General features: G+C 59.3%; 12 protein-coding genes. 4 read left to right on the top strand and 8 right to left on the bottom strand.

Translation table 11 applies throughout. The annotated features are described in order from the left end of the window. Nucleotides 1–25: 25 nt before the first annotated feature. From X726_RS158340 to X726_RS158345, 3 genes are all read right to left on the bottom strand, one after another. On the bottom strand, nucleotides 26–1,171 hold the full coding sequence (locus tag X726_RS158340) for a hypothetical protein (protein ID WP_156940626.1): 1,146 nt from the start codon (nucleotides 1,169–1,171) through the stop codon (nucleotides 26–28). A gap of 361 nt (nucleotides 1,172–1,532) precedes the next feature. Then, nucleotides 1,533–6,089, bottom strand: a complete 4,557-nt coding sequence (locus X726_RS21440; protein WP_023669168.1) for a hypothetical protein — start codon at nucleotides 6,087–6,089, stop codon at nucleotides 1,533–1,535. A gap of 227 nt (nucleotides 6,090–6,316) precedes the next feature. Continuing rightward, complete coding sequence (locus X726_RS158345; RefSeq protein ID WP_023669167.1) at nucleotides 6,317–6,898, bottom strand: hypothetical protein; 582 nt, start codon at nucleotides 6,896–6,898, stop codon at nucleotides 6,317–6,319. A 233-nt stretch (nucleotides 6,899–7,131) separates the two neighbouring features. Between X726_RS158345 and X726_RS158350 the strand changes: the two genes are divergently transcribed. The 3 genes from X726_RS158350 (at nucleotide 7,132) to qatC (ending at nucleotide 10,937) form a co-directional block, all read left to right on the top strand. Next, a complete protein-coding gene (locus X726_RS158350; RefSeq protein ID WP_023669166.1) occupies nucleotides 7,132–9,012 on the top strand; it encodes a P-loop NTPase fold protein in 1,881 nt (626 codons plus the stop codon). Between the two features lie 138 nt (nucleotides 9,013–9,150). Further along, a complete protein-coding gene (qatB, locus tag X726_RS1000000172360) occupies nucleotides 9,151–9,909 on the top strand; it encodes a Qat anti-phage system associated protein QatB (RefSeq protein WP_348626751.1) in 759 nt (252 codons plus the stop codon). Further along, nucleotides 9,906–10,937, top strand: a complete 1,032-nt coding sequence (qatC, locus tag X726_RS158355; RefSeq protein ID WP_023669164.1) for a Qat anti-phage system QueC-like protein QatC — start codon at nucleotides 9,906–9,908, stop codon at nucleotides 10,935–10,937. The genes qatB and qatC overlap by 4 nt, the downstream gene beginning before the upstream one ends. A gap of 233 nt (nucleotides 10,938–11,170) precedes the next feature. Here qatC and X726_RS1000000168685 read toward each other — a convergent pair whose 3' ends face one another. Both X726_RS1000000168685 and X726_RS158360 read right to left on the bottom strand, forming a co-directional pair. Beyond that, nucleotides 11,171–11,410: a helix-turn-helix transcriptional regulator gene (locus tag X726_RS1000000168685; RefSeq protein ID WP_245265603.1), complete on the bottom strand. Its 240-nt coding sequence runs from the start codon at nucleotides 11,408–11,410 to the stop codon at nucleotides 11,171–11,173. A gap of 249 nt (nucleotides 11,411–11,659) precedes the next feature. Continuing rightward, nucleotides 11,660–11,896 carry a helix-turn-helix domain-containing protein gene (locus X726_RS158360; protein ID WP_023669162.1) on the bottom strand — a complete coding sequence of 79 codons (237 nt, stop codon included), beginning with the start codon at nucleotides 11,894–11,896 and terminating at the stop codon, nucleotides 11,660–11,662. A gap of 165 nt (nucleotides 11,897–12,061) precedes the next feature. Between X726_RS158360 and X726_RS0134850 the strand changes: the two genes are divergently transcribed. Continuing rightward, nucleotides 12,062–12,574, top strand: coding sequence for a helix-turn-helix transcriptional regulator (locus tag X726_RS0134850; protein WP_245272089.1), 513 nt, complete (start codon nucleotides 12,062–12,064; stop codon nucleotides 12,572–12,574). 16 nt (nucleotides 12,575–12,590) lie between these two features. On the opposite strand, the gene X726_RS158365 is transcribed toward X726_RS0134850, so the two are convergent. The 3 genes from X726_RS158365 to X726_RS158375 all read right to left on the bottom strand — a co-directional run bounded on the left by X726_RS158365 (nucleotide 12,591) and on the right by X726_RS158375 (nucleotide 15,572). Next, a complete protein-coding gene (locus X726_RS158365) occupies nucleotides 12,591–13,844 on the bottom strand; it encodes a CapA family protein (protein WP_023669160.1) in 1,254 nt (417 codons plus the stop codon). A gap of 74 nt (nucleotides 13,845–13,918) precedes the next feature. Then, nucleotides 13,919–14,767, bottom strand: a complete 849-nt coding sequence (locus X726_RS158370; protein WP_023669159.1) for a transporter substrate-binding domain-containing protein — start codon at nucleotides 14,765–14,767, stop codon at nucleotides 13,919–13,921. A gap of 52 nt (nucleotides 14,768–14,819) precedes the next feature. After that, a complete protein-coding gene (locus X726_RS158375) occupies nucleotides 14,820–15,572 on the bottom strand; it encodes an ABC transporter permease subunit (protein ID WP_023669158.1) in 753 nt (250 codons plus the stop codon). Between the last annotated feature and the right edge of the window lie 9 nt (nucleotides 15,573–15,581).

The raw sequence follows: 15,581 nt of genomic DNA, 5'->3' as shown, positions 1-15,581 counted from the left end.
CCGAGTGTGAATGGCGCCAAAATAATCAAGCATTACGCGCTAGGCGACGAGACCTGCCGAGCGCAATTTCAGCTTTCACAAGCCGATTGTGCATTTCCTCCAGGTCCTCGAAAGCGGGTCCGTGGGCGCGCATCATCTGTGAACCCCAGACTAAGTGGGGACCGTTTTCAAGAAGCGTTCGTTGTAGTCTTTCCAGGACATCGGCTCTGCGTTCGAGCAGCTCGCGTCGGGAGAAGACATCCCAGTCGCGGGACTCGACGATCTCCTCCCAGAATGTGAACTCACTCTTCAGCTTTGCGGTCCGCTCTTTGACGGCCGCGAAGTTATCCGTCTCGTACGCACGCATTCCTTCGTCGCTGTTATCCCACCGGAATGACTGTTCTTCCTCGAGAATCTCTTTCCGGCTCGCGCTCTTCGCAAACCTGTTGATCGCTCCCGCGAGTCCGACGTCATATTCACTACTGGCGATCTCATACAGGAGGCTGCATGCTGTCGCAAAATCCGAACCTGGCGTGGTGACGAAAGCAGGTGCGTTCTGCCAAAGTGAAATCTGGTAGATACACTCGACAGCCTGAAATTTTGGCCTGTTGTCCGTGACAATGAAACCACTGCTCCCGACGCGCTCACGGTACAGCACTATCTCTGTGACTACAGATAGCCGCTTCAGATCGGCCAGGAATGGCTCAAAGGAGTCCCCAAAGCGATCGAGTTCGGGCACCCGAGCATTAGCTGTCTTGTGGTGATTGAACTCAATGTCGAGGTGATGTCCGAGCTCGTCGAGCCGCACGGCAAGGTCCGAGACTGCACGTAAAACGCGCTGAAGGCCCGTGGCGATCTCTTTGCGAGCTCTTTTCTCGTGAGGCGTCGCCTTGATGGCAGGAAAATCCCTGCAAAAGTCATCGATCCGGCGAAGAACAGACTCCAGACTTCCGCTGTCTTTCACATCAAAAAAAGACAAGAGAACTGGAATCAGAGAAGCAGCTCGCGTGAGGTAAGCCTTTCGGTGGCGAATTGCCTCTAGGGCCTCATCATCTGTCCCCCGGGCAGAGATAAACCAGGACAGTTCAAGCGGGTGCAGATAGACGCCTGCCTCGGACATGATCTCCTCGGCGGCATGACGATACTCCGAATCGTCTCGGGCACACGCGGCCGTATTGAAAGCCTCGATCATCAAGTCAATCGGGATCGGCAAGTGAGATTTAATGTATGGGGCCAGCCTCGAGAGCATCATCCTTCCGGCATACGTGAAATTCGTTAGAGTTCGTGAAAACCTATGTCGATTCCTCGTACCGACCCAATTGAACGACAACGTACGATTAAGTTCAATGGCTCCAGCAGCACAATCGTCCGGCTGCGGGAAACCGCGTCAGACCGAAAGTTACTCCAGCGCCTGCTTTTCGAGGTCCGATGCCCAAAGCGGATAGTCCGCTGGCGGCCCCAAAGGCTGCCGGGCGGCAATGCGCCTCATTCGGTCCGAACCGAACCACAATCTTCCCGAAAGCGGACATAGCTGACGGCAGTCCCCCGAGGTTTCAATGATCTTTATCAGCCTTTGCGGCTGAGTCCTCCCGCTGCTTGAGCTGCTTCTTGCGAAGCTGGCGTCCCTCTTCGAGGAACTCAAACGGAAGTGCGTCCAACACCTCCCTCAGATTCGCGGGGTCGTCACGAGCCCAGAGATAGAACGGATCGACCAGCTCGAGAATCGTCGAAACCTTCGCCCACTGAAGCGGCTTTGGGGACGATAACAAAAGATCACGGTGAGCGATCGCTGCCGCTTCGAGGCGGCGTTGACGAAGCGCCGTGCGGGCGGCTTGCTGTACAGTGGGCGAGGCGTCACTCGCCAGTTGCTGAAGCCAGGGTAGTGGGACGCCAGGGGGAACCGCAGCGGCCAAGCCTGCCGCTATTTTGCGGTCACTTGCGCGCGCGGCGCTCGCGAGAGGGGTCACGAGAGCGGCCAGAGCATCGCCTCCCAAATGCACGCGCAGCCGGCGTTCGACTTGGAGGCGCAGCGAAGGCTTTGCATGTCGATAGCGCTCAAGTAGCTCGGGGCCAGCCCGCGCTGGGTCGATTTCAAGCATGAGATCGGCCGCTGTCGCGACCGCATGACGGCTGAGTAGTCGCTGTGCGGCGAAATAGGCCTCGTCGGGCTCTTCCTCCCGCAGATAGTCGATGGCCGTGATCGCATTCCCGCGGTCGAAGCCAGAATAGCGATAGCTCGCGCGCACCAGTTCCTCTTGCGCCCAGCTGTCGCCGGCAGCGGCGAGCAGCCGCAGCTGACCACCATCCACCACCAGATGACCATTCGCTCGCGATCGTCGAAGATACTCCACCACCGCAGCTTTCCCGGCGGCATGATCGAGAAGTGCCGTCAGATACCTCCTCGGCGACGTAGAGGCGCTGCCGAGGTCTCGGCCCGAAAGCCAGTCAATCACGGTTTGCCTCGCTTCATCGTCGCCGGCCTCGGCCAAATACGTCGCGACGAACTGCGCTTCCTCGTCGATCTTGTCCGCAAGCATCTTGCGCGCAAGCGGGAGTAGCTCGGGGCTGTAAAAGCGAAGCGCGCGGAAGGAGGCCAGAATCCTGTGCCGAACGTGGTCGGTTGTCGCTGGTGCTACATAAATTGGGACCAGTGGGAGTGCGTCCTCGGCGTCCTCGAGGAAGCCCGTGAGGGCTGCAGCCATGTCGCGCGACTGTGGACCCCCCGCTGCGAGTAGATCAGCAATGCGAGTGCGCAAACCCGACATGTCGCGATGGATCGAGCCGCGCATTTCTGCCGCGTTCACGTAGATCGGAGTACCGGCACGAACCATCGCCTCGAGCTGTGGGTCGCAGCAGTGCACCGCCAGCGCTTCCATTCGCACGACTTGGTCGAAGGATTGGGTGTCGGGATCAGCGGGCGACTCTGCGAGCGCGGCCGCAACCCGGTCATCGCTAGACCAGCGTGCAGCGATGAAGCCGTCCTGACGACCGAAAACGTTCGGCCTAGCTAGCTCCGCAAGGACCAACCCGTCGTAACCGTCCCCCGCGATCATTGCGAGAATCCGCTCGCACTCGTTGCCCGTGATATCGCGTGTCATCGACGTGCGCCCCCTTCGGGCGGCGGCGAACCGCACGAGCTGCGCCTCCAGCTCTGTGCCGGCGCGATTACGCAACGCCTCGAACTGCCAACGCTCGCAAAGGCGCGGCAGAAAGCTCAACGGGTGGTGAAGCCGCCCTTCTAGACCGTCGGGGTGGGTGTTGTTGTCATTGAAGACCCGCAGCTTCTCGGTAAAGGCGTCGAGCACCTCGTCAAGCGTCCGTGCATCCATCGCTTCAGGATTCAAGCTGTAATAGAGGATAATGTTCGTGAGCGGATCATCGCTGGTGGCGGCGCGCGCGCGGATCGCGGTAGCAAGCCCATCAGGGTCCGCCGCGGCGAGCTCATCGAACCACCAGTTAGCAGCCCTCCAACCGTAATCGTCGCTGCCCTCCGCGATCTGGCGAATTGCGTCTTGAGGTGCGAGGCGGGCGCGGCTTCGTAAGACGCGATCTTGCGTCCAGTCTTCCGAGTCCGGGATAGCATCCAGCACAGGGGTGAGTGACGATTCGCGAAAATAGCCGATTGCTTCGATGAGCGCGGTGCTCGGAGTCGGCATCAGCGCTACGATCCGATCACGATGCCGCTCCCAGATTTCCGCCGCCAGGTCGCTGTCGACGGTTTTCTCATCCTTGAGCATCCAGACCAATTGATTGATCGCGATGACGTTCGTCTCGGTAGCAAGCTTGGCGTCGAGCCAACCGGGTTTCGCGCTGATAGCGAGGTGAAGCGCATCCGAACTCAACTGCTGCCGGAACATAGCAGGCGCGCGCGCATCGACGTCTCTGCCAGCTCTGACCTGATCGTAGGCGGTCGCGCGGGAGAGATGTTCATTCCAGATCGCGTCGAGTGCGGCGGGCGCGGGAACCAGGCGGGCCGCACGTAAGCCCATATCCACCTTGCGCTCGACCTCCGCGGCGACTAGGCGGGCGATCAGTTCCCCGAACGGCCAAGGATCAGACACCGCGACAGCCGCAAGGGCGAACGGGATGTTCCGTGGGATGTCCCGGTCCCGCTCTTCATCGAACGCACCGGACGCAACAATCTCCAGCGCAGGCAGAATCTCGGCTCCGAGACTGCCGAACCCGTTTCGCCACTGATCCTCTGCGCGGGAATCCTGAGGAAGCCGCGCAACATGTTCCCAGATGAGGTGGGCAACGAATTCGGGTTCACATTCGCGCGCGAGCAGCCACAGCGCGTCGAAATAGACATAGCCCAAACGCGAACCGATCGGCTCCTTCTTCTTTGTCTGGAGCCCATTGATCGAGGCGAAAAGCGCTTCAGCCTGCGCGGGTGAAAGCTCATCCTCCTGGATCTTGTCCGCCAGCGACTCTGCGATCGCCCAATTAAGCATCCGGTCTGATGCAAACAGGATGCGGTCGGGCACGGGCCGGCGAAGCAGGCCGACCTGCTCAAGCCTCAACACCGCCTGATCATCGAGGTTCACCGCGCGCAAGTCGGCGATGCGCCATGGATAGTGGCTCTTCCCGGTCAGCAACTGAGCCGCGAGCGACCGCAAGGCATATTTGTCGCTTGGATGGTCGGACTGTTCGCGCGCCTGAAGGCTCGCATACTCCCAGTAAGCACTGAAGAGCTCATATTCGGAAACGCCGGCCCAGGATACGCGCTTCGGGAGCTGCACAAAGATGCTCGCATGGACCGGCTTCAAGAGCAACTCGAAGACGTCGTCCGGCATCGTCTCCAACGACTCGGCACGGCCGTGATGCTTCAGGAAGCGATGCAGATCCGCACTACGGAAGTTGCCGATATCGATGACCTGAACACCCTGGCGGATCGACTGGATCACGTAGGTGATGCGCGGCTGGGCGGAAACTACGACGCGCACACCATATTCGTCCCACTTCGATCGGGCGAGTCGCTGCGCGAACTCACGATCCTGCACGTCATCAATATAGACAGTTAGCCAGATGCCGTCGTCGTTGCGGAACGCGTCTCCCAGGTTCTTCGCCATGACCGCGATCGTCCCGCGCTCTGAATGTGCTGGTTGCCAAATACGTTCGCTGATGCCGTCGGCGACCTCTTCGATCTTCTTGGGCGAGCGCATCACGATCGCGAGCTCCCCGCTCGCGATCTGGTTGAACGCTAGCTGGGCGAGCGTCCAGGTTTTTCCCTGCCCGGATTCCCCGGAAAGGGTCGCGAAGGTGGAGGTCACCATCGGAAGTGCTCGACGCGCTTGTTGCTCTGGCACGTAGCCGATGAGATCGGCATCCTTGTCGACATGACGGGCGAGAAGTGTTGGCAACGACTGGATATGGGCGAGTAGGCGATGGGCCTGCGGATTGATCAGCGCGAGTAGCTCCGCAGGTGTCAACTTCGCGCCATCCGTCGAGAGCGTCATCAACTGCCCGACAAGCTGAAAGCGCTTGTCGCTGGCGACCTCGCCTGGCTTGAGCAGGGGCGTCAGCGCCTTGTCGATTCCATTCTGAGTGGCCTCGGCTGCGATGATCTCGATCTCAAATCGGTCGAGCAGATGCTGCAGCTCGGCACTTATAGTGGTGAGACCGGCGGACTCTGCCAGGCGCTGCTTGAACGCGGCCGTTGTGAGACGAGCATTGCCCCAGCGATGCCGGCGGTGAGAGTTTGGATCTCGCGAGGCGAGGTAGGATTGGAGCGGCGCAAGCCCCTCTGCGTTATTCGTCACGAAACGGAATTGCTGGTCGGCGTTCAGTCGAACTGCCTTGAGCAGGTCCGGAAAGACTTTCGCGGCGATCTCACCACTTGTCCATTTGCGGCGGCTGGCGCGCATCTTCACCTGCTCGACGATGTCTCGCGGACCGCCAACGACCTGATGGTCGCCACCGTCAACTGGCTCGAGGTGAAGGACCATCTGAGTGCCGTCGCTAAGCGGCGACAAAGTCAGGCTCATGTCCAGACCAAGTTTGATGCTCCGCAGGATCTGGAGAAGGAAACCTGCGATCGCCTGGCGTCCGGCTGTTTCAGAGTCCAGGTTGATGCCGATCAATGCTCTAGTTGACGACACGAACTTATCCATACCTCCTCCTTCGAGAGTCGGTGCGACGTCTTCTGGCCCTCGTGATAGCATGAATCAGGCAGGGGAAATTTGGACAGGTCTTTGGCTCCCGCGTTTCGTACGCGATGCTCGATAGTTGACGCCCGGATCCAGGCTCGATAGCGCAATTCAATCTTCGCTAGCCGGCGGGTGTTTCCGTGCGGGGTGCCACTGTGGCCGGCGGTCTGAAACGGCTTGTTGAAATCACATCACGTGCCGGCAAACCAAGGCTCTAACTGGAGTGCCGTCCGCAGATTTGTCTTTACTACCTCGGGCGCGCGCCAGATGTATGTAGCCGCCATAGCCTTGCCCTCGGGAGACAACGATTGCAGGTGAGCCATGGCGTTTGGAATAGAGAAATCCCTGTGTGTAACTTTCTTGAAATTGCTAGCCAGCCCCGTCCAAACTACGACGTCAAACCCTTTGTCGGCACCCCAAGGAGCGACCGTCTCCGGAACTTGCGGACTACAAGTCCGGCTTCCGTTAGCGAAATGATAGCCGATCCATGACAGGATAGTGCTTTCCCGGCAGCGCAGATCCGCCACAGCGTCATCCGGATTTTTCCTTGAGCTGACAGCATAACTAGTCTCGCAGGCTGTGCCGTGTTCGTTGTCGACTACCAGCGTTAGCGCGCCTTTCCGGCTTTCGGAAATACGAGAGAATTCTAGTTGCAGAACTGGGCCACCTGGCAGCCACCCGTCATGGTGCGCGTCGAATTCCAGGTGCTTGTCCCATATGAGCGAACCCCATCCCAGTATAGCGATCTTCGGCTCCTGTTTTATTTCGGTCATGTGGGCACCGGTTCTGACTTGGGTTGGGTACTGAGTTCTGGTTGCCTCGGTTCAGCGTATGTCTGGTGGGTAACCTACAACGGTCTGGGGGCCTTCCCTGAGGATAAGTGAGCCACGAGAGGGGTTGTGCACGCAAGTCGGATCGAACGCTTTCATTGTATTAAATCTATGACTAGACTGTGGTCAACAAACATACAAAAGCGCGAATGCGAACAAGTACTCCGGGGGGGCTGATGTGGTCGGATAACGAAACTGATCGTGACTTTCTTAATTTTCGTTATGTCGCCGACATCGCGGCTGAGATGATTGCACAGGCCGATGGTCGGCCACTTTCGCTCGGCGTGTCTGGGAGCTGGGGCGTCGGCAAATCGTCGATGATGAAGCTGCTTGCGCAATCCCTCCGGGAGAAAAGCAACGACAAATTCCTATTCGTCGAATTCAACGCGTGGCTCTATCAAGGCTTTGACGATACCAGAGCTGCTCTAATGGAAATTATCGCCCGCGCGATCCTGGCGCGGGCCGAGGAGCAGAAAGGTACTGTCGGCAAGGCGGTCGAAAAGGCGAAGGGCCTGCTTGCCCGCGTAAATTGGTTCCGCCTTGCCAGTGTAAGCGCAACCACAGTGGCGTCTCTCGCGGTAGGCCTGCCGCCGATTGGGCTGCTGGCGGAAGGACTTTCTGCTTTCAAAGGGCTTTTCGATGGCTCAGCAGGTCAGAAAGACATCGATCAAGCCGCTGACGTGGCGTTAAAGGCCGCAGAAGGCGGAAAGGGTTTGATGGGTCCGGCGGTCGTTCCCGCAGGTCCGACACCTCCGCAGGCCATTCATGATTTTCGCGATGCCTTGGAGGACACGCTTCGCGAGCTGGATGTAACCCTGGTGGTTCTGATCGACGATCTCGATCGCTGTCTTCCGCCTGCCGCGATTGCGACGCTTGAGGCGATGCGACTCTTTCTATTCTTGAAGAAGACAGCGTTTGTCATCGCAGCCGATGACGCTGTCATCCGCGAGGCCGTGCGCGCGCATTTCAAAGGCATGACGCTGAATGATGACCTAGTCACTAATTACTTCGACAAGCTGATCCAGGTGCCAATTCGCGTCCCACCCCTCGGGACGCAGGACGTCCGCGCATATCTCATGATGCTCTTCGTCGAGAACAGCACGCTGCCGCAAACAGAAAACGACAAGGTTCGCACTGCAATTAGTGAACGCCTTGGCGAAACATGGACCGGCAAGCGGGTCGATCGCGCATTCGTGGCCTCTCAGATTTCCGGGGCCACGCCTATCCTGTCGGCCCAACTGGATTTGGCAGACCGCATCGCTCCGATTCTAACGACTTCGTCGAAGATTGCGGGTAATCCTCGCCTGATAAAGCGTTTTCTGAACACACTATCCATTCGCATGTCGATGGCTCGTGCCCAGAAGGTCAGCGTGGACGAGACGGCCTTGGCGAAGATGTTGTTGTTCGAGCGCTGCGGATCGGAAAAGGCATATGCCGAGCTCCTTGCCGCCATCAACGAGAGCAGCGATGGAAAGCCGGTCTTTCTGGCACCTTGGGAGGAAGCTGCCCGCAAGAATGCGGAAATCCCGAAGCTCGAAGGGGATTGGAATAGCGAGTTCGTACGCGAGTGGCTGGCGCTGCAGCCGCCGCTTGCAGATCTGAATCTGCAAGGCGTGGTCTATGTAAGCAGAGAGCACACGCCGATCATCACAGCAGCCGACAGGCTTTCGTCGGAAGGCGCAGAACTTCTTGAGGCTGTCGTAAAGCTCAACGCGGAGAGCGCGGCTGTCGGCACGAAACTGAAGGCTCTTCCTGCGCAAGAGCTTGGGATCATTACCGAGCGCATTCTCGGGCGGTCCAGAACGCTCAATACATGGGGCACACCGAACGAGTTGTTCGGATTGCTGACGCTTGCCCAAGCGACCGGCGAACATGTCCAGACGATCACAAGATTTCTCGCTGGGCTACCTGGCCCGCAACTTACGGCGGCGATTGTGCCTCTGCTTGCCGATAAGCCATGGGCAACGTCCGTCTTGAGCGGCTGGGCAAGCAAAGCCGATATCAAGGACCCTGTGAAAAGAGCCATCGCCGCGGCGTCGAAGAAAGCGGGGAAATAATGGGCACCTCCACGTCTAGCCGTGGGCCGGGTAAAGATGTCCCACTAGTTCCCGAGTGGGTTCCGGCAGCGCCCGGGCAACCGCAGCCGCCGCANGCCGCAACCCCAGCCGCCGCAACCGACTCCCGCCGTTCCCGGAGTGCCCGGTCAACCATCGCCGCCTGCGCCGCCGCCTCCACCACCTGAACCTCCACAGCCTCCGCCGTTGCCGCCACCCGTTCCGAAAGCGCCGCCGCGGCGATTCCAGCAGGCGCGCACCAATCTTGGGCGCTTCGCCCGTAGCGGCTCGCAGGATGACCTCAGGCGTGGCCTTGGTCATTATTCCCGTAGCGGTCTCGGCGGATCATCCACGGCCGCGCGGCGTATGGGCGGAACGGCCCAGAGAGCAGGCGGGCTCTTTGGCGTGCTCGACGCGCTCCGGACAGGAACGCCAATCCCGCCAGGAGTGGCGGTGGACCCGGCACAACTCGTAGGCAAATCGCAGAGCGAAATCGCAGATATTATTGCCAGCGCACTTGCTCCCGTCGACGGAACTCAAGATGGCGAGGCAGCGCGCGATTCAGTGTCCCGATCGCTCTCTGAGTTGCTCGACACAGATCCTAACGCCGAACTCACAAATCTGAATGCGGCGCAGATCGATGCGGTGGTTGAGGGCTATATCGCGCACGATCTTGCTCATCGTATCGAACTCGATGTCGGAAAGGCGGTCCTCGACAAGGCGGATTCCTATTCGGAAGGCGTCGAACGGCTGCAGGAGATGAAGTCTTATGTGCGTCAGGAGGTAGCCCGTGCTTTCAGGGCGCAGCGAGCCGCGCAGCCAATGAACAGACAGAATGCGACGGCGATGTCCAATGCGATCCTGCGCGGCACATTCGAAATTTTCGAGAGCTACCTATGACAACAGTTGGTTGCGCTCCAGCCGGGACGCCATTGCCGCTCGGCATTGATACCCCCTTCGTCCTGTACGGCCATCGACCCTCGCCAAATATCGGAGCTGTCGGAGCAACAATCCCGCCGGTAGTACGAGCGCTCGGTCTGAGTCCTGCGGCACGCGCCTGGGATTTCTTGTCGATCGCGCTTTCCGTGATCGCCGCAGACGAAAGCACAACCCGAACGACAAGCGCTGATGGATGGACACGTCAGATCAAGCTAACGGTTGCTGTGATCGATCCACATTTTTGGAACACTGCCGCGCCGCGACTTGAGGAAGCTCTTCGCTTCTTGACCGCCGACATTTGGAAGCTGGAATTCATCGAAGGAGGATACCTCCCGGGGCCGCCCAATCCGATCAAAGTCCGTAACGAAGATGTCGTCTGCTTGCTGTCCGGTGGCATGGACAGCCTAATCGGTGCGATCGATCTTGTGGCGGCAGGTCACGTGCCTTTCTTGGTCAGCCAGATTGCCAAGGGCGACAAGCACGACCAACGCGCCTTCGCTCAGCGGATTGCCAAGCAGGCGATGCACCTGCAAGTAAATCACAACGCCTCACCACCGGGGCCGTCGGAAAGATCGCAACGCGCACGATCTATGATGTTTTTCGGTATAGGGATTCTCGCCGCAACATGCCTCCAAAGCTACGGGAAGGGCGCGGCTGTTGAGCTTTTCGTCCCCGAGAACGGGTTTATCAGCCTCAACGTGCCGCTAACGCCGATGCGTCTTGGTTCGCTGAGCACACGCACGACCCATCCGTTCTACCTCGCGAAGATTCAAGAGGTACTCAATGCCGCAGGGCTGAACGTGAAGCTGGTCAATCCGTACCAATACAAGACGAAAGGGGAGATGCTCGCCGATTGCAAGAACCAGCCGCTTCTGCAGCAACTCATCGGATCTTCCACCAGCTGCGGCCGCTATGCCCGCACCGGCTTCCGTCAGTGCGGTCGCTGTGTGCCATGTTTGGTAAGGCGCTCGCAGCGCTGGCGGTCTTAACTTCAGTCTTGGTCATGGTGGCGTTCCTTCGCGGGAATCAGGTGACGTGAACAATCACCAGCCTGCCATGACCGCCCCCTCTCAGCGAATTTGCAGAACTCTCAGCACACTACCAAGGGGCCGGAAGTTGGTGTCTGCAACGGGTCACCTAAACCGAAGTATTTGTCTTCAATTCGCACACCAGGATGGCTTCAGATTTGGGCAAATCGCACGAAACGGTGCGTTCGCCGCCGCTAGCGCCGTTTGGCCAGGCGCACGCCAGCACCGCCGCCGTTCTCCGGAATAAATTCTATACCGGCAGCTTCGAGCGCTTCACGAATGGCACCGAGGTTGTTGCGATGTGGGACGCGCAATCCTCGTTCGAAATCCACAACCGTAGCGCGCGAAACACTTGCAGATTCTGCTAGTTCAGCTTGGCTCCAGCCTAGCATCGCTCTGGCGCCTCTGCATTGCTCCACGGAAATTTGGCTCATCAGTTAAAATCAGACTTTTTGGTTGACTTTGGAGCGAATGTCAGCTTAAATGACGGACGTTAGACAATTTGCAATCTGGTTGACGGACGGATGGTGCAGCATCTGCCCAGGCCAACCACAACCAAACTTCAGCGAGCTCGGATCATGGCTGATTCCGACAATATCACGACTTTGCCTCTCGTCACCCGCAGGAGGGGACTTGTGGAGATTGCAATTGCGAGAAACCCTATCTTTCCGCGAACGGGACATTCAAACCTGAGGATCTAAGAGCCGAACACCTTCACCCTTTTGACCAGCGGACAAGAATTCGACGCCCGCCTTTATCAGGGCCGCCTCGATGGCCTGCAAAGTGCTGATCCGAGAATCTACTTTGCCGTTTTCCAACCGGGCCAGCGCATTCAGCGACACAATTGCCTTGTCAGCAAGCTCCTGCTGCGACCAACCAAGCAAGGCTCGTGCGGCTCGAATCTGTCGTGGACTGACCATGAGTCCACAATCGGCAGGCAGATTTTCTTTGCCACCTATAGGGTTATTTTGCACCCAATAAGGTATATTAAACGGCGATTCGACCTGTAGATAACATCGGTGCGAAGAGCCCGGAGCGTACGCGACAGACTCTCTATCTGCTGACTAGTGGAGGATCGAAAGGCCTTGTTGAAACCGCAACGCTCCGTTCTCCTTCGGACGGGGCCGAAGCCAAAGATCGAGAGTGACCCTCATCCCGCCGACCAGCATGTCGGCAGGCAGATTGCGACGATTCGCGTCCAATCGGACGTCTCCCAAGCCCAACTTGCCCGGTCCATCGGCATCAGTTTCCAGCAGCTCCAGAAATACGAGAACGCGAGGAACCGCGTGAGCGCGTCGATGCTCTACGAGATCGCTACGTCGCTAGACGTTCCCGTCAGCCGCTTCTTCGACGGCCTGCCGGGAAACGATGAGACCTGCATCGAGGCGCGGCCCCTGCCGGTCGATGAGCGCCTGGATTTCATTGCCAGCGCGGAAGGGCGGCGCCTGATCGAGGGGCTTGTGCACCTTCCGCCGCGTGTGCGCGGTCGCGTCTCGTCCCTGATCGCAGCGTTAGGAGAAGAACTGGCCCTGCTAGACACAAAGGCGGATAGCGAGACGCCCGGCGAATCCCCGCCGGCCGAATGCAGGACCTTCTGACGACAGGTCGGGTCCGTCAGCCGAATTTTTGGGCAGCGGGCAGGGCGATGCGGCCGCAAGCCGAGGACATTTCGATTTCGACGCCGAACGCCCGCGAGCGGGTCGCGAATCCTTCGAGGATCTCTCGCGCCGCGCTTCCAGTGACGGCGACGGGTACCAATCTGCCCGTTGCCGATCCGAGAGACTGAGCTTCCGCGCCGATCGCAACGGGCAGGAGGTCTATTTCTGCGAGGTTTCCGCCCGCATCATAGCGGCAGGCGGCGACGATGCTTTGCCAGACTTCCGGTGGATCCCATTCGGTTTCGCCGGGATGCACGTGGAATAGGAAATTTCCGAGGCCGTAGAAGATCGGCGAGCCATTGTAGATTTCCACGGCCTGCAGCACCGGCGCGCCGTGGCTGACGAAGAGGTTGGCGCCGGCGTCTATGCACATCCTGGCAAAGGTCTGCACCCAGCGCGGCACGTCCTGCCAACCTGGTTCCCAATGATGGTGATGCAGATAGGCGATGACGAAATCGCCTTGTGCCGCGGCATGCCGGATGGCGGACAGGTGGACACTCGCGCTTCGCTGATCGACTTCGATCAGACGGCCGAAATCTGCGGCTTGCGTGAACACCGTGCCGTAGAAATTGATCTCCGTGCCGGCCGACACCGCCACCGGGTCCTCCGGTTGCGCATAATTGGCCAGTTCAAAGGGGGAGCTTTGCAAATGCGCGCCCAGCCTTGCCAGTCTGCTGAAATGCCCGTCCGGCACCCCCATCTTGCGAACGGTGTTCAGACGATTGACGCCGGGCCGAGCCGGCCGGAAGGCCGTGCGGTCTTCGGCATACATGTTGGTCGGGCCGGGGCCTGCATCCATCGCCAGAAGCGCGACCTCGCACGCGCCCAGCCGGTGGCGGCCCGGTTTCCTCGCGTCCGTCTCGTTGGCTCCGATGCCGGCATGCAGGAAACCGCGCGCTTCCACCTCTTCCAGCGTCGAGAGGATGCCGCCAGCTCCGAGATCGAAGGCGTGGTTGTTTGCGAGCGCAAGCGCGTTGAAACCGATCGCTTGCAATGCGTCGAGCACTTCAGCCCTGGAATATCCGAAGTATTTGCCCTTGGTCGGCCACCCGCCGTGCTTGCCGAGGATCGTCGACTCGAAGTTGGTGAAGACGACGTCGCCTTGGCGCAGAAAGTCCGTAACCGCGATGAAGCGTTCGTCTTTGAGGTCACGGATGTCGTGCTTGATCAGGGATTGGCCGGTAACGACCGCGCAGAACTGGTCTTTCATGGAACTCGCCTTGAAGGAGGGGAGGGCGCCAGCGTTCAAGCTGGCGCCACGTCAATGTCGAAGTCGGTTGCCGCCTATTGCGAGATGGCCGGCGAGATATCGCTCTTGAACCATTTCAGGCTCAGCCCCTTGATCGTCCCATCCTTGGTGGCCGCGTCGATCGCCGCGTTGAACTTGGCGAGAAGGTCGGTATCGTCCTTGCGCATGCCGGCGCCGACGCCTGGTCCCCAGAGCCCGCCTTTCAGTTCAGGGCCGAAAAACACCACATCCGAGCCGGAAGGCGTCTCCAGAAAATCCCGCCAGGTGAAATAGTCGGCCAGACCGCCGTCGATGCGACCTGCGGCAAGATCGAGCTTCATGTTGTCCTGGCTGTCATAACTGCGAATGGTCACGACATCGCCCAGCATTTCCTTCACGACTGCTTCCGAATTTGACGAGCGCAAGGCCCCGATCGCCCTGCCGGCGAGTGTCGATCTGAGGCGTTCGATTGTCGCCTTTTCCTTGTCGCCGATGCTCGAGAGGTTGACCTTCTGCTTGATGTCGCCAGGATCGAGACCCAGGTCCTTGCGCACAACGAACTGGTTGAAGCCGGTGGCGTAGGGAACTGAGAACGCGATCTTCTGCTTGCGTTTTTCCGTGATCGCCATGCCAGACATGATCACGTCGAACTTGCCGACAAGCAGTGCCGGGATGATCCCGTCCCAATCCTGCGGGACAAAGGTACATTTGATCTCGATGCGACGACACAGCTCCTGTCCGACATCGATATCGTAGCCGTAAAGTTGACCGTTCGCGTCGGTAGAGTCCCAAGGCGGCGAAGCACCTTCGGAGGCGATCGAAATGACGCGCTGGCTTTGCGCGCCGGCCGGGAATACCGACATCAGGGACGCGATAGAAACGGCAATAGCTACGGGTATGCGCATGATGCACCTCTTCGTTGGTTTGGATGGGAAGGGCAGTTCAAAAGCCGCGGCGTCAGGGCAGGGGTGGCATCGTGATCTCGTGATCAGGCAAGGCCGGGCGCAAGCGCTGCTTTCGTCGATGCACCGGATGGCCGTCGGTCGAAAGCCATCGCTCCAGAAGCTGGATCGCTTTTACGGCGATCGAGGTGAGCGATAGGTAGATCGCTCCGGCGACGATGAAGATCTCGTACGGCGCGAACGTGGTCGACACCATCTGTCTCGCCATGCCGGTGATCTCGAGCAGCGTTACGGTGCTCGCAAGGGACGAACCCTTGATCATCCCGACGATCTCGTTGCCGTAGGCCGGGAGCGATATCCTGAAAGCGATCGGGAAGGTGACCAGGCGAGCGATCTGGAAGCGTTTCAAGCCGAGAGACGTGGCCGCCTCGGTGACACCCTTAGGCACGGACTGGAGACCACGGCACAGGATCTCGGTGGTGTGTGCCGCGCTGTTCAGCGAAAATGTCAGAAGGGCGCACCAGAAAGGATCCCGCAGGATGACCCAGAAGATGCTGGCCCGCACCCCCTCGATCTGAGCGAGGCCGTAATAGAGCAAGAAGAGCTGAACAAGCATCGGCGTTCCGCGGATCACATAGGTGTATGAGAGCACCGAGAGCGAGAGGCCGGGGCGTCCGAAAGCGCGCATGAAGGCCAGCGGCACGGACAGAAGAAATCCGGCCGTCAGCGACAGGACCGTCAGGGTCAATGTGAGACCAACGCCCGAAGGCAGGACAACCATTGCGTCGAACATCAAGCCGAGGTTCATGGGTCGCTC

Origin of the sequence: Mesorhizobium sp. LSJC285A00, assembly GCF_000503155.1 — a bacterium.
In the GTDB taxonomy this organism is placed as follows: Bacteria; Pseudomonadota; Alphaproteobacteria; order Rhizobiales; family Rhizobiaceae; genus Mesorhizobium.
This window is presented reverse-complemented; position numbering and strand designations above follow the sequence as displayed.

Bases quoted from the DNA above. Each gene is read 5' to 3' on its own strand.
- X726_RS158360 (WP_023669162.1), bottom strand. From the start codon at position 11,896: ATGGTCAGTCCACGACAGATTCGAGCCGCACGAGCCTTGCTTGGTTGG.
- X726_RS158370 (WP_023669159.1), bottom strand. From the start codon at position 14,767: ATGCGCATACCCGTAGCTATTGCCGTTTCTATCGCGTCCCTGATGTCG.
- X726_RS158340 (WP_156940626.1), bottom strand. From the start codon at position 1,171: ATGATCGAGGCTTTCAATACGGCCGCGTGTGCCCGAGACGATTCGGAG.
- qatC (WP_023669164.1), top strand. From the start codon at position 9,906: ATGACAACAGTTGGTTGCGCTCCAGCCGGGACGCCATTGCCGCTCGGC.
- X726_RS21440 (WP_023669168.1), bottom strand. From the start codon at position 6,089: ATGGATAAGTTCGTGTCGTCAACTAGAGCATTGATCGGCATCAACCTG.
- X726_RS158365 (WP_023669160.1), bottom strand. From the start codon at position 13,844: ATGAAAGACCAGTTCTGCGCGGTCGTTACCGGCCAATCCCTGATCAAG.
- X726_RS158375 (WP_023669158.1), bottom strand. From the start codon at position 15,572: ATGAACCTCGGCTTGATGTTCGACGCAATGGTTGTCCTGCCTTCGGGC.
- X726_RS1000000168685 (WP_245265603.1), bottom strand. From the start codon at position 11,410: ATGAGCCAAATTTCCGTGGAGCAATGCAGAGGCGCCAGAGCGATGCTA.
- X726_RS158345 (WP_023669167.1), bottom strand. From the start codon at position 6,898: ATGACCGAAATAAAACAGGAGCCGAAGATCGCTATACTGGGATGGGGT.
- X726_RS158350 (WP_023669166.1), top strand. From the start codon at position 7,132: ATGTGGTCGGATAACGAAACTGATCGTGACTTTCTTAATTTTCGTTAT.